General features: G+C 46.3%; 11 protein-coding genes. 8 read left to right on the top strand and 3 right to left on the bottom strand.

Annotated features, from left to right (window positions below; genetic code table 11):
- Nucleotides 1-108: 108 nt before the first annotated feature.
- Together ABMB67_RS11235 and ABMB67_RS11230 are read right to left on the bottom strand one after the other, a co-directional pair.
- On the bottom strand, nt 109-1,719 hold the full coding sequence (locus ABMB67_RS11235; protein WP_251225041.1) for a glycoside hydrolase family 43 protein: 1,611 nt from the start codon (nt 1,717-1,719) through the stop codon (nt 109-111).
- A 73-nt stretch (nt 1,720-1,792) separates the two neighbouring features.
- The gene (locus ABMB67_RS11230; protein ID WP_251225042.1) at nt 1,793-2,977 is read right to left on the bottom strand and encodes an ROK family protein; all 1,185 of its coding nucleotides are present in this window, start codon (nt 2,975-2,977) and stop codon (nt 1,793-1,795) included.
- 221 nt (nt 2,978-3,198) lie between these two features.
- On the opposite strand from ABMB67_RS11230, the gene ABMB67_RS11225 reads away from it, so the two are divergent.
- The 3 genes from ABMB67_RS11225 (at nt 3,199) to ABMB67_RS11215 (ending at nt 6,452) form a co-directional block, all read left to right on the top strand.
- Nucleotides 3,199-4,506: an extracellular solute-binding protein gene (locus tag ABMB67_RS11225; RefSeq protein WP_354572109.1), complete on the top strand. Its 1,308-nt coding sequence runs from the start codon at nt 3,199-3,201 to the stop codon at nt 4,504-4,506.
- A 231-nt stretch (nt 4,507-4,737) separates the two neighbouring features.
- Entirely contained in the window at nt 4,738-5,616 is an 879-nt protein-coding gene (locus ABMB67_RS11220; RefSeq protein WP_251225044.1) for a carbohydrate ABC transporter permease, read from the top strand.
- A gap of 14 nt (nt 5,617-5,630) precedes the next feature.
- Nucleotides 5,631-6,452, top strand: coding sequence for a carbohydrate ABC transporter permease (locus ABMB67_RS11215; protein ID WP_251225045.1), 822 nt, complete (start codon nt 5,631-5,633; stop codon nt 6,450-6,452).
- Nucleotides 6,453-6,562: 110 nt separating this feature from the next.
- Here ABMB67_RS11215 and ABMB67_RS11210 read toward each other — a convergent pair whose 3' ends face one another.
- Nucleotides 6,563-7,168, bottom strand: a complete 606-nt coding sequence (locus ABMB67_RS11210; protein WP_354572108.1) for a YesL family protein — start codon at nt 7,166-7,168, stop codon at nt 6,563-6,565.
- A gap of 85 nt (nt 7,169-7,253) precedes the next feature.
- On the opposite strand from ABMB67_RS11210, the gene xylB reads away from it, so the two are divergent.
- From xylB to ABMB67_RS11185, 5 genes are all read left to right on the top strand, one after another.
- Nucleotides 7,254-8,753 (top strand): xylulokinase, encoded by a 1,500-nt coding sequence (xylB, locus tag ABMB67_RS11205; RefSeq protein WP_354572107.1) that lies wholly within the window; start codon nt 7,254-7,256, stop codon nt 8,751-8,753.
- A gap of 272 nt (nt 8,754-9,025) precedes the next feature.
- Complete coding sequence (locus ABMB67_RS11200) at nt 9,026-9,514, top strand: DinB family protein (RefSeq protein WP_354572106.1); 489 nt, start codon at nt 9,026-9,028, stop codon at nt 9,512-9,514.
- 83 nt (nt 9,515-9,597) lie between these two features.
- Nucleotides 9,598-10,179 (top strand): hypothetical protein, encoded by a 582-nt coding sequence (locus ABMB67_RS11195; RefSeq protein ID WP_354572105.1) that lies wholly within the window; start codon nt 9,598-9,600, stop codon nt 10,177-10,179.
- A 279-nt stretch (nt 10,180-10,458) separates the two neighbouring features.
- Nucleotides 10,459-12,381, top strand: a complete 1,923-nt coding sequence (locus tag ABMB67_RS11190; RefSeq protein WP_354572104.1) for a PTS mannitol transporter subunit IICBA — start codon at nt 10,459-10,461, stop codon at nt 12,379-12,381.
- A gap of 127 nt (nt 12,382-12,508) precedes the next feature.
- A complete protein-coding gene (locus ABMB67_RS11185) occupies nt 12,509-14,596 on the top strand; it encodes a BglG family transcription antiterminator (protein WP_354572103.1) in 2,088 nt (695 codons plus the stop codon).
- Nucleotides 14,597-14,600: the final 4 nt, after the last annotated feature.

Raw genomic sequence — 14,600 nt, 5'->3', positions numbered from 1 at the left:
GGCTTCGCGCGTTACGCGGATGGCTGAAAAAAGCCCGTTTTCAGCCATCCTTAAACGATTGTAACGGCTCCGCACGCCGCTTCTAAGAAAAGCCGCTACGCGGTTTTCTTAATGATGCCGCTCTTTATAGATAAAGTAATCGAAGTCGGCGTGTAAGCGCTGGCCGGACGTGTCCTGACACTGCATCCCGACAAAGGCACCGGTGAAAAAACCGCCTCCCTGGATATAGTCATCCGACAGTTTATAGGAGTGAAAGTCGATCGGGATTTCTGTCCACTCTTTGCCGGTAAAGGAGTAGGAATAACGGTAAAGGTGAGTGTCTACGTTAACGCGCAAATAAACGTAGTCGATATTCTCCGGGATGACAATCGGGCGGTCCCGCAACGGCTGATCAAATGTAAAATGATCGCATGTCGTCAGTTCAAGCACTCTGCCTTTTTCTTCATTCCATGTTAGCTGGAGCGCGGTCCAGTTTTGCGTATTGTAATAGTTTACTAGTCCGGCCGCCTGCTGGAATGTCTCAGGGTGGAAGGCCACCTTTGTTTCGGCGGTGAAGGTGAAATGTTGCCAGCGCCTTGCCACATAGGCCTGGGTAAACTTCGATGTCAGTGATTCCCTTCCGTAGAGCCGCAGATGGCCGGGGCGTTCCTTGAGTGAAGCAATGCTCTCATCAAGCGGAATCCGCAGCGTCTGGAAATGGAGGCTCAATGTATCCTGGTCAAAATCATCCTTTTCGGCAACGTCGTCCCATTTTACTTCGTCGATGGCCGGTCCTTCGATTTCAAGGGCCGGTTCATTGCCGCCGACGACATAAGGCCAGTCGTTTTTCCATTCAAGCCGCTGAATCGCCGTTTCTCTTCCGAGCGGGCAGAAGCCGCGCGGGTCGAGTAACGGTTGATTTTCTCTTGGTAACGGTCTGCCTGTTAAATGAACGAGAAACCATTCATCGGTATGCGTCTGAACGATTGAAGCGTGGCCGGCCTTTTGCAGCGGGTTTCTCGGATAAGGAAACGATGTAATAAGCGGGTTTTCCGGATGAACGTCATAAGGTCCCCATATATTTTTCGAACGGGCGATTGTCGCCTGGTGGTCATATTTTGTACCGCCTTCAGCCGTCAGCAAATAATAATAGCCGTTGGCTTTATATACATGCGGCGCCTCGGTCAGCTTAATGTCGGTTCCTTTGAAAATGATTTCCTTTTTGCCGACCAGCTTCTGCTGTTCGACGTCATATTCCTGAAGAACGATCCCGTAAAAATTATGATGAGAGACGCGGTGATCCCAAACCATGTTTACGAAGTATTTTTTTCCGTCGTCATCATGGAATAAGGAAGGGTCGAATCCCGAACTGTTCATATGGATTGGCTCTGACCATTCACCGTCAATCGTCTCACATGTAACGAGGTAGTTATGACAATCCTTCCATTGGCCCTCGGTCACTTTTACGTCCGTATAGATGAGCCAAAACATCCCGTCATGATAGGAGAGGGCCGGCGCCCATACTCCGCCGGAGTCCGGGTTTCCGATCATCTGCAGCTGGCTGAGACGGTTTAACGGCCGGGAAACGAGCCGCCAGTTTTTTAAGTCCTTTGAATGGTAGATGCCTACACCGGGAAACCACTCGAAGGTCGAAACGGCAATGTAATAATCTTCACCGGCGCGGCAAATAGAAGGGTCCGGGTTGAAGCCTGGTAAAATCGGGTTTCGAATGATCGACATGTTTATCACCTCTGCATGTATTTTAGTAAAGCGCTTACAGATCGCTGTGCCAAAAGGCCGGACTTTCAGCCTTTTAATTTTCCTCTAAATTAATCGCCAGAAAATGCTCGGTAGAGGAGGCGGCAACCCCCAGGGCGGCTGAGCGCTTTTCCAATTTAGAAAAATCAATTTGCAAGTTTTTCTGATGCGTGGCCAATGCATGTTTTTTCAAGCTGTCCCTCAGTATCTCTTCAAGCCATGTTTGCAAGGCGGCGAGCCGGTTGCCGATAATAATTTGTTCAGGATTAAACGTATTAATAATGTTGTTAATGCCGATTGCCAGATTTTCGCCGAGCTTTCCGATTAACTGCAAGGTTCTTTCATCCCCAGAGCTTGCCAGCTGAACAACGGCCTCCAAGGTTGCTTCTTCCCCCGTTGCAAAGATCCCCTGCTGTTCGGCCATTTGCAGCAGCGCTTTTTCAGAGGCGTAGAGCTCCCAGCAGCCTTTGTTGCCACAGTTGCAGAGCGGTCCATCAAGATTGATCGTCATATGGCCGAGTTCACCGGATAAACCGTTATGCCCTTTATAAAGCTCGCCGTTCAAAATAAGCCCGACCCCGATGCCAATTCCGCCGCTAATATAAATGATGTCATTGCATTTTTGGCCGATGCCGAATTTCTTTTCCCCATAAGCCCCGGCATTTGCTTCGTTTTCCACCTTTACGGGCACATGATATTTTTTTTCAAGAAGGCTCTTCAGATCAACATTTCTCCAGTTCAGGTTAGGAGCGAGCAAAATCTCCTCAGCGGTGCTTACTGTCCCGGGCACGCCAATCCCGATGCCGACGACGCCGTAGGGGCTGTCAGGCATGTTGGCCATTAATTCGTCGATTACCTCATAAAGGATGTCACTAATCTCCCTGAAGGTCGGGTGGTTCACTTTAATCTGCTTCTCATAGCAAATTACGCCTTGAAGGTCGGTAAGGACAGCGAGAACATAGTTGACGCCAATATCAATGCCAATTGAGTAGCCGGCGGTTTGATTAAACAGCAGCATGACCGGTCTTCTTCCGCCACTTGAAACACCAGGTCCGGATTCGAGAATTAATTGTTCCTCCAGCAGCTCATTAACGAGCGAGGAAACGGTTCCTTTATTAAGGCCGGTTTTTGTGGCGAGGGCCGCTCTGGAAACGGGAAAAAATTGTTTAATCGCATGAAGGATCAAGGACTTATTTCGTTTTTTGACGACATGTTGGTTGAACGTTTGAGTCATTTTCATGATTGGTCCACGCTTTCTTGAGTTTAGATTTAGGCTGAGTTCATTACAGTCCGCCGGTCATCATATGGAATGCAACCGCTTCCTTGAGCACTATTATAACATGTATTATTCAATTTATCACTTAGTTTATCCACTAGACAAACGATGTTTTTCATGCTATTCTAGCCTTGAGTTAGCGAATACCTAACTTCTTCCAAATAATAAGTAAGGGGGATTCCGCAATGTTGAAAAGGAAAGCGGTTACATCGTTTTTTATGTTGCTGGCAGGGGTGCTGATTGCTACAGGATGCTCAAACACAAATGAAGATGCTGCAGTGGACGATAACGGAGCAGAAGGAGGCGCAACGGTAGAGTTCATGCATTTATGGCCACAGGGAAGCTCGGCAGAACATTACCGGATTGTCAATGAAATCATTGCCGATTTTGAAGAGGAGCATGGGATTTCGATTGATCTTCAAGTGTTAAGCAATGAGCAGTATAAAGATCAAATTACGGTTTTGTCCGCAGCGAATGAGCTTCCGGATGTCGGGATGACGTGGGCGGCCGGATACTTGGATCCATTTGTTGAAGGGAACAAGTTCACCCCGTTGGACGATATGCTGGAAGGCGGCCTGCGTGATGAATTTGTAGCAGGTACGCTCGAAGCGTATGAAAAAGATGGCCAGACGTACGGACTGCCTTTAGAATTAAATACGGTTTATGTTTACTATAATAAAGCGATTTTTGATGAGTATAATCTTGAAGCACCAACAACGTATGAGGAATTTGAGCAAGTGATCGCGACCTTAAATGAAAATAACGTGCAGCCGATCGCGCTCGGCAACAGAGACCGTTGGACAGGTTCAATGTGGTTCATGTACTTTGCAGACCGGATTGGCGGAACCGATGTGCTGACAAATGCGATTAACCGCTCTGGATCATTTGAAGATCCAGCTTTAGTCGAAGCGGCGGCAAAGGTTCAGGAGATGGTCGATAACGACTCGTTTGTAAGCGGATTCAACGGATTGGCTGATGAGGAAGCAAAAAGCATGTTTATGAATGAGCAGGCGGCGATGTATATGATCGCGACATGGGATTTGCCAAACTATACAACGAATGAGGATGTTCCGCAGGAATTCAGGGACAATGTAGGCTATTTCAAGTTCCCGAGTGTGAACGGAGCAGGAGATGTCAACAGCTTTGTCGGTGGGCCTGGTGTCGGATTATTTGTCGCGGAAGACTCTGATGTGCAGGAAGAAGCGAAGCAGTTTGCCGCTTATTTTGTTGAGGAATGGGGCTCGAGAGCTGTAGCGGAAGCGGGCGTGATTCCAGCGACGATTGTCGATGGTGAAGGACTCGATTTACCAGAGATGTATGTCGAGGTATTGGAAGATTTGAATGATGCTACGAATCTGACTCTTTATGCAGATGTTCAAATGACGGCTGCCGTAGCGCAAACGCATTTGGATTTAATTCAATCTTTATTCGGCGGGGAGATCACCCCTGAAGAATTTGCCAGACAACATGAAGAAGCTCTTTCGGCACAGTAATACAGCTTTACTCTCGTAATCTGGCAACGAAATAATGGCCTCACTAAAAACAGCAGCTTCCATACAGTCACCAGGAAGCTGCTGAAACAGTATGACTTTTCAGTGGCCTCTTCCGTACGGACGTGTAAAAACCAGGCGCAGACCTCGCTCGCTGCTTCAAGCCTGGAAAAAGGGGAAAATCAACCTTTTTATCCAGGCTCTTTTCTATTTCGCAAATAAGGGGGTATTGATATGAACAAAGTGATGTCCAATAAATGGTTTATCTCTTTCTATATTCTCCCTGCATTGTTACTCGTTGGTCTATTAATCTTCATTCCTTTAGTGTTAACCGGTTATTATGGTTTGATGAATTGGGACGGAATTGGCGCAATGCAGTTTATCGGCCTGGAAAATTATATGAATGTCCTCCAGGATACAAACTTCTGGCAAAGTGCCGGACACTCGTTTTTATTAGCTCTATTTTCGACTGTCAGTCTTGTTATTTATTTAGCTGTTTCGATGATTTTAGCTTCCAAAATCAAAGGGGCAGATCTGTTAAGAAAGATTTACTTAATTCCGATGCTGCTCTCGTCAGTTGCGATTGCCCAGCTGTGGATTAAAATCTATAATCCTTCAAACGGAATGCTGAATACGATACTCGCGGCATTCGGTGTGCAAAACCCGCCGCTATGGCTCGCTGATCCGAACATTGTCCTTTATTCGATCTTCATTCCGATTTTGTGGCAATATGCCGGGTTTTATATTCTGATTTATTATGCGGCGCTGAAAAGTATCCCTGAATCAATCATCGAGGCGGCGAAAATTGATGGGGCGACGCCATTTCAGATAGCGACCCGGATTAAGCTGCCTTTAATTATGGGCGTGATCAAAGTGACGATTGTGCTGGCGATTGTCGGCTCGCTGAAATACTTTGATTTGATTTACGTCATGACCGGCGGCGGGCCAAATGGAGCGAGTGAAGTGATGGCCTCTTATATGTACAAACTTGCTTTTGGTAACTATAACTTCGGCTACGGAAGCGCAGTCGGCTTTATGCTGCTTCTGATCACCTTGATCGTGACGATCATTATCCGCAAGCTGACCGCTGACAAAGAAGAGATCCAATATTAAAGGAGGTTTAGGCGATGGGGCGTATTGGTTATTTTTTTCTGTACCTTTGTTTAAGTGTTGTAGCTGTCTTTCAAATTTTCCCGATTATCTGGCTGTTTCTCTTTTCCTTAAAGAGCAATCGTGAAATTTTCGCCGGCTCACCATTTGCGCTTCCGCAGGAAATCAGATGGGAAAACTATTTAGCTGTCTGGGAAGGCGGAATCGGCAATTACTTTTGGAACAGCATTTGGATTACCGGAGTTTCGATTATTTTGACGCTGTTAATTGCGAGTATGGCTGTTTTTGTGATTACGAGAATGAGATGGAAGCTGAGTAAGCTCGTATTAGGGCTGTTTATGGTAGGGTTGATGATTCCGATTCATTCCGCGTTAATTCCGCTTTTCAGTATGTTTTTAAGTGTGAATTTAATCAATAATCCGCTGTCGATTGTGTTAACGTATACGGCTTACAACTTGCCGATCACGATCATGATTTTGCTTAGCTTTTATTATACGATTCCTAAAGAAATCGAAGAAGCGGCGATCATTGACGGAGCGTCCCTGCACCGCCTGTTTTTTACGATTATTTTACCGATTTCCAGTCCGGTGCTGGCGACGACGGCGATTATTAATATGATTTATAACTGGAATGAGTTTGTTTTTGTAAATACGTTTATCAGTTCTGATGCTTACAAAACATTGACCGTCGGCATTCAAAACTTCGTCGGCCAATATATGACGGACTGGGGCGCGATCGGAGCGACGCTTGTCATTAGCGTGCTGCCGATTTTGATTGCCTTTCTGTTTTTCAGCAACAAAATCGTCGAGGGAATTTCGTCCAGCGCCGTAAAAGGGTGAGCTAAGAAAAACCCCTACGCGTTTTTCTGATAAAGATAAGAAAGTATAAAAATTTTCGAGGTGATTCGGGGCGGGGCGTCGGCTTCGCACACCGCTTCTAATAAAAACTGCTATGCGTTTTTCTTATGTATTCGTTGAAACGCATCAAGGGCGACCCACATCGTGATGAAGCTATAGAAGCTGGCACCGAATACGACAGCCAACGCCGGAATGACGGTGGCGAGCAAATAAAAGCCGCCGAGGCCGAGGATGATACACAATGTATGAAGAGGGCTGACGAGCATCGTTAAGAAGGCATGCCTGAACAACTGAAAAACAGGTAAGTCGAAATGCGCATAGGCCGGGAAAAGATAAAATAGTATAAGAACAAATAATAGCATCCCGCCAAGCAACGGAGCGGCTGTCCAGATCAGCAGCTCGCCGATATTAGCCTGCAGAAAAAAGAGATTGAAGACGAAGATAAACGAAATGAGATAGATGATGATGCCCAGCCGGTTGCTTTTCCAAAATTCCTGCTTGTAAAGCTTCCAAAATGCAGGAAAGACAGGCTGGTCGCTCTTCCCTTTTAGCCATTGGCGAATAACAGAAAACATCGCCACGGTAGCCGGGAATAATCCTAGCACGATCCCACCGGTTAACGTAAAGAAAATCCACAGCACATTTAAATAGGCAAAACGTGTGATCCATTCAAGGATACTGTATAATGCGCGCCCCATAATCGGCCTCCCTGCAATGAAGATACAGAATCTATTATATAATGCTTTATTCGTTTAATAAACAAACAAAGGGGGAGGGAATGTGATGAACTATGTAATCGGAATTGATTTAGGAACGAGCGCCGTCAAACTGCTGCTCGTCAATCAGCAAGGGGCAGTGGCGGCAGAGGTTTCCAAAGCTTATCCTTTGATCCAGCAGAAAGCAGGCTACAGCGAACAGGAGCCGGACATATGGGTAAAGCAGACGATTGCCGGATTGAGCGAGCTGCTCGATCAGTTTACCGGAGACCGCTCACAAATTGTGGGACTCAGCTTCTCCGGCCAGATGCACGGGCTTGTGCTGTTGGATGAGAAGCAGAAGCCTTTGCGCAATGCAATTCTCTGGAATGATACGCGGACTACGGCGGAATGCCGGGAAATTTATGAGACGGCCGGCAAGGAGCGGCTTCTCCAGGTAACGAAAAACCCGGCGTTGGAAGGATTTACTCTGCCGAAAATTTTATGGGTGAAAAAGCATGAGCCTGCGCTTTTTCAAAAAGCGAAAACATTTGTCCTGCCAAAGGATTACGTCCGGCTAAAGCTGAGCGGACAGCTTCATATCGATTATTCCGATGCGGCCGGGACGCTATTGCTCGACATCGCCAAAAAAGAATGGAGTCCCGAGCTTTGCCGCCTGTTCAGGCTGGCGCCTGACTTTTGCCCGCCGCTGATCGGTTCGCATGAAGAGGTGGGCACCGTTTTGCCAGAGGTGGCTGAACGTACCGGGTTATCTGCGCAAACGCGCGTATTTGCCGGCGGGGCCGATAATGCGTGCGGAGCGATTGGCTCAGGCATTCTTGAGGAAGGAAAGACGCTGGCGAGTATCGGAACGTCCGGCGTTGTGCTTTCCTATGAATCAAGCGGGGATAAAGATTTTCAGGGAGTCGTTCATTATTTTAATCATGGCGCCCCTGACTGCTTTTATACGATGGGTGTGACGCTGGCCGCCGGCTTCAGCCTCAGCTGGTTTAAAGAGGTGTTTGCGAAGGATGAAAGCTACTCCGAACTGCTCGAAGGAGTGGATACGGTTCCGCCTGGCGCCAATGGACTGCTGTTTACCCCGTATTTGGCCGGGGAACGAACACCCCATGCTGATTCGGTGATCCGCGGCAGCTTTATCGGCATTGACAGCTCGCATGAACGGAAGGACTTCGTTCGCGCGATCGTGGAGGGAATTACATTTTCCTTGCATGAATCGGTGCAAATTTTCCGTGAGCAGGGCAAGAGGATTGATACGATTGTCTCCATCGGCGGGGGCGCGCAGAACGAAACATGGCTGCAAATGCAGGCCGATATTTTTGAAGCGACCATCGTTAAGCTCTCAAGCGAGCAGGGACCGGGGATGGGGGCGGCGATGCTGGCCGCTGTCGGCTGCGGCTGGTTTACGAGCCTGCGCCAATGTGCAGATGCATTCTTGAAGGTCGAAAAGGAATTTCAGCCTGTCCAAGACAACGTTGCCCAGTACAAGGAGCTATTCCGGCTTTATCAGGCTGTCTATTTGAATACGAAGGAATTGAACAAGAGCTTAGTCAAATTCCGGAAATAGGCTGCTTATTTGAGGAAGACTGAAACAAAACCGGCAGCTATACTAGGGGCCCTGCAAAAGGTTGTTTTCACCTTTTGCAGGACCCTTTTCATATGCATAGTGCTTGAGGTAAATGTGCAAGTATAATAAAGTTGTTTAAGCATTCTAGCACTAACGAAGCAGAATAGTTTAACCAAAATGATTAGCACAGAGTGTTGATAAGGGTATGAATTAGTGTATAATCGGAGGAATATTCTGTTAGTTGCTATTTTTAAGAGGGTGGGGGGAATTTAGTGGAAAAAAATGAATATGAGTGGGTAAAACAAACAAGGCAGATTTTATTAGAACAGTGTACAGAAATAAAGGAAAATGATTTCACAAGAGAAAGTGGGTTTGGTTTTCAGAGTATAAGGGATACATTAGTCCATGTGGCTGGTTGTTATCATGCTTGGCTTGGTTCCTTCGTACTTTCAGAAACAACATCACCACTATTAACAAAAGAAGCAATAGAAAAGATGCAGATAGGTGATATTCAACTCTATTTTCAACAAGCAGACAAATATGTAAATGCTGTATTTGAACGATTTACTGTAACATTTGACGATAATATCGAAAAAGAACTTTCTTGGAAAGAAGGAAGTGGAACTGTTAGAAAAACACCACATCAATTACTGACCCATTCTATTACGCATGAATTTCATCATAAAGGACAAATTGTAGCAATGCTACGTCTATTTGGTTACATACCTAAAAATACAGACATATTAGGACTTTCCGAATAAAGCTTTCTTCAACAAAAGGGTGGGGAAAAGCTAAGCTGTGACTCCAGCTGTTTAGCATGCAATAAAAAAGAAAGGCTGATGTAATGAAGGCAATCAAGCAAGGAGAGTTCCTGTTATTTGTGATACTTTCCATCTTTATCACGATAGTTTCAGGTTGTAGCCCTATCGTTGAGGAGGATACAACTACTCAATTTAAAACGGTACAGGAAGCGGCATTAGAAAGTGAGCTTGCAGCAGCTGATGTTTTTCATACTGAAGAATTAAATGAAACGGCATTTGCTTTTTACCAGTCTCCGGAGGGGTATGGAATTCTGCACTTTTCATTGAAAGAAGACGGTTGGGATTATCAAGGGAGTTCAGGCTACGCTACTGATGAGGAAAGAAAGCCTTTTTCTTTTGGGCAGTCGACGTGGCATAAAGGGGAAGTTTCCATGGAAGGTGAAAGCTCCTATACAACTGTATTTTTCGGGGAAGTGAGTGACGCTGAAATTAATAAAATGACGATTGAATATAACGATAGGAAACGTGATGCAAGTCTAATACGAAATAACGGGAGAACCTATTGGTATCTTGTTTCGGAACAAGATGACGGTAATGAAGGAGTAGACACGGTTTTTGCTTATTCCACTGATGGGGAATTGCTTTATCGGGAGGGGAATAACTAAATACCACTTCTTAATTAGACTTCACTACGTTGGTGCTGTATGTAGTACTGCTTTGAGCTTGAGAAACCTCAAGCTCATTTTTTGTCATGGCAGCTGGGAGATCTTCTTCTGAAAAGAAGGATAGTTATTCCACTATAAGGAGACACTTATAACTTGAGAAACAACAGGTTTGTCATAAGCAGGACGACAAAGTTAGTTTTCATTGTCGTTGAATCCCTGTTTGAGGCTGCTCTATGATTGAGTTAGCAGTTATGATTATTTTTTGAAAGGAAGAATGAAATGGCACAATCAAATATGAAGGTTAGAGTGCAGAAGTTTGGTAACTTCCTCAGTTCAATGGTATTGCCGAATATTGGTGCTTTTATTGCATGGGGATTGATTACAGCTCTATTCATACCAACTGGTTTCTTTCCAAATGAAAGCCTTTCCAGTTTGGTAGATCCGATGGTTTCCTACCTGCTGCCGCTTTTAATCGGTTACACGGGAGGAAAGCTGATTCACGATCATCGAGGAGGGGTTGTCGGGGCGATTGCGACGATGGGTGTGATCGTCGGCGCGCCGGATACACCGATGTTCTTAGGAGCAATGGTGATGGGACCGCTCGCGAGTTATGTCATTAAGAAATTTGATCAGGCGATTGATGGAAAGGTCCGGGCAGGCTTTGAAATGCTCGTCAATAATTTCTCTGCTGGTATTCTCGGGGGGATTTTAGCGATTCTCGCCTTTCTTGGGGTAGGTCCAGCCGTAAACGGCTTTACGCAAATTCTGGTGGCTGGTGTTGACTGGCTGATCGATGCCGGGCTCTTGCCATTAACGAGTATTCTGATTGAACCGGCGAAAATTTTATTCTTAAACAATGCGATCAACCACGGTGTGCTGTCTCCGATCGGGCTGGAGCAGGTGCGGGAAGCGGGCCGCTCGGTGATGTTCCTGCTCGAAGCGAACCCGGGGCCTGGTTTAGGGGTGCTGCTCGCGTTCATGCTGTTTGGCAGAGGGATGGCCAGACAGTCTGCACCGGGTGCGGCGCTGATTCATTTTGTCGGCGGGATTCATGAAATTTACTTCCCTTATGTATTAATGAAGCCGATGTTATTAGTATCGGTCATTCTTGGTGGTATGAGTGGGGTTTTCACCCTCGTCCTTTTAGGAGGGGGACTTGTTTCACCGGCCTCGCCGGGTAGTATTATTGCGATTACACTGGTCACGGCTCCAGAAGGGATGGTATATGTCGCAAACTATGCCGCTGTCCTTGTCTCAACTGTCGTGTCGTTCGTCATTTCGGCGATTGTTCTGAAGTCGGGCAAGCAGACAGAAGAGGATCTGGACGAAGCAACAAAGAAAATGGAGGAAATGAAGGGCAAGAAGAGCTCTGTTGCTGGACAGGTGACAGGTGGAGCAGGAAATAACAAAACTTTGCCGAAAGAGGTCAGTAAGATTGTTTTTGCCTGCGATGCCGGAATGGGATCAAGCGCGATGGGCGCCTCGCTGCTCAAGAAGAAAGTAAAAGAAGCAGAGCTTGACGTGACGGTTACGAATACGGCGATCAGCAATATTCCGGCCGACGCCGAGGTCGTGATCACGCAGGAAGAATTAACGCCGCGTGCGCGCAATAAGGTCCCTGACGCTTACCATATTTCAGTTGATAACTTCTTATCAAGTCCGGAGTACGATAAGCTGATCGCCGGCCTGCAAAATGGCATTAGCGGAGAGCAGGCGGAGCTAATCGAACAGGCTGAGAAAGAAGCGGCGGACGTCGAGCCGAATCTCGATCAAGATGATGATCTGTTGCTTGAAGAGAACATTTTTATCGGGCAGAAGTTCGCGACGAAGGAAGAAGCGATTCGCTTTGCCGGTGAAGCGCTGGTGAAAGCCGGATATGTGGAAGACAACTATGTAGAAGCGATGTTGGAGCGGGAAGAGATTACCTCGACGTACATGGGTAATAATGTCGCGATCCCTCATGGAACGGAAGAAGCGAAGAAGGCGGTCATTAAATCCGGTTTCACGATCGTCCAAGTGCCGGACGGCGTTGACTTTAATGGTGAGCAGGCTAAGCTGATTTTCGGTATCGCCGGGAAAGACGGGACGCATTTAGAGATCCTTTCAGGCATTGCTGTCATTTGTGCAGAGCAGGAAAATGTCGATCAAATGGTTGAAGCGAAATCAGCTAAAGAATTAATGGAAATAATTAACCGCAAATAAATGCGTTTGTGCGCCGGGGCCGGACGGGAGGAGGAAGGCAACGGCGCGCTTAAGCACGCAAATTCCACTCCACTGTTACTTTTTTTCTCTTGGAAGAAACATCTAATAAGTGAAATGAGTGAGAAGAATGTTTATTACCTCAAGGGAAAAGTCGATTATTGATCTCATCGTCAAAACATCAGGAAAACATACCGTTCATTCTTTGTCGACATTTTTAAATGTTAGTGTGCGCACAATTCAAAGGGATCTGAAATCAATAGAGAAAATGTTACGGCAATTTGAATTAGGGTTAGACCGTACAGGAAATGAAGGTTTGTTTATTAAGGGGAAAAATGAACAGATTTACAGGTTGATTCAGCATTTGGCGAACGTCGATCCAACCGATGAGACACCTGAGGAGCGCAAGTTGAGATTGCTCGTTACCCTGCTGCACGAAGGACCTTCTTTTAAAAAACAGGTTCTCGCTCAACAGCTTGGGGTCAGCGGGGCGACGTTAACCTCTTACCTCGACGATATAGCGGACTGGCTAAGTAAATTTTCGATCACGGTAACGAGAAAAAGAGGAGTTGGAATTGAACTGGTGGCGCATGAAGAGAACAAGCGCCATGCTTTAGCCAGTTATGTCCTCATTTATTTTTATGAGGATTTGCTGGAAAGTTTGTATTTGCTCCAGCAAGGAAAGACTAAAACGGATCACATTCTCGGCTATTTTGTTCCTGAGTATTTCGGGGCGATTGACGAGCTGCTCCAGCAGGAAATTAAGAAAGCGCAAATCAGTCTGGCAGACAGTGATTATATCGGTTTGATTGTCCATATTTGCCTGACGATGCAACGGACGGAGCAGCGTTTCCTGTTAGAGCTTGATTATCCTGCTGAAAGTGAAAAGACAGCCGAATTTCAATGGGTGGCAAAAATATGCCGGGAGCTGAAGGAGCAGCTGTCGATTCCGATTACACAAAGCGACATTCATTTTTTAACAGTGATTTTAAGAGGCTCGAAAGTACAGACGGATGAGTCGGTCTATTATGATAGCATCGTGCTCGGAAAGCTGATAAAAGCTGTTATTAACGAGGTGTCAGCTAAGCTGCATGTTAATTTATCGGACGACTTCTCCCTGTATCGCGGCTTGCTTGCCCATATGGCTCCTGCCATCTATCGGCTGAAGCAGCAGCTCGAATCCTTTAATCCGCTGACTGAGGACATTAAAAGAAAATACCCCGTCCTTTTTATGGTCGTCAAACAAAGCCTGGAGACACATTTTAAAGATATTCCCTTTCCCGAAGATGAAGTTGCTTTTATCGTCCTCCACTTTGGTTCGGCGTTACTGATGAGAGAAGAAAAGGTCAGCATAAAAGCAGTTGTTGTCTGTCCGACGGGCATCGGTACCTCGAAAATGCTGGCAAGCCGGATCAAAAACGAAGTAGCTGAAATTAAAACGGTTGATATATTGTCGATTAAGGATTTTCAGACGGAGGATCTTGAAGAATATGACCTTGTTATTTCCACGGTGAGGCTGCCTTTTACTAATATTGATTACATTTTGGTGAGCCCGTTGCTTGATGATCATGACATTGAAATCATTCAGCAGCATTTGCAGCGTAATGTAGAGCGTGTAACGAGAAACAAGCAGTATTTGGCTCCTGTCAATCAGCCTGTTGCGGCGCATCAGGCTACCCGGCTGCCCGCTATCCGGATTCTTTTGCAGGAAATCAAAGATGTCTATTCCAGCATGGATTCGATCCTCGATCATTTTAACGTCTTTCATCATGCCGGCAACGATTATTGGAGTGTGTTAACAGAGATGGTGGAACGGGCGGAGCAGGACGGACTCCTCACGAATCCGGCGGATGTTATCGAGCGGCTGAAGGAGCGGGAGCACACGGGAGGTCTTGGCATCCCGCAAACGACGATGGCTCTTTACCATTGCCGGGCGGACGGGGTCCGTGAGCTGATTTTTCAAGTCGCCCATTTTGGCCAGCCGTGTCGGATGAAAGGAATGGATGGGGAAGAGATGCCGGTTAAGAACTTGCTGTTAATGCTTGCGCCGGAGAATATGAATAAACGAGAGCAGGAAATACTGAGCATGATTAGTACGAGCTTAATTGAGAGTGACCGGGCGATGATGATCTTCTCGTCCGCGAATGAAACGATGATCCGCCAAAAGCTGGAAGATCTATTTTTAGACTATTTACAAAATCAATTGATAAAGGACTGATTTA

The organism is Halalkalibacter oceani (assembly GCF_040544555.1).
GTDB lineage: Bacteria > Bacillota > Bacilli > Bacillales > Bacillaceae_D > Halalkalibacter > Halalkalibacter oceani.
This window is presented reverse-complemented; position numbering and strand designations above follow the sequence as displayed.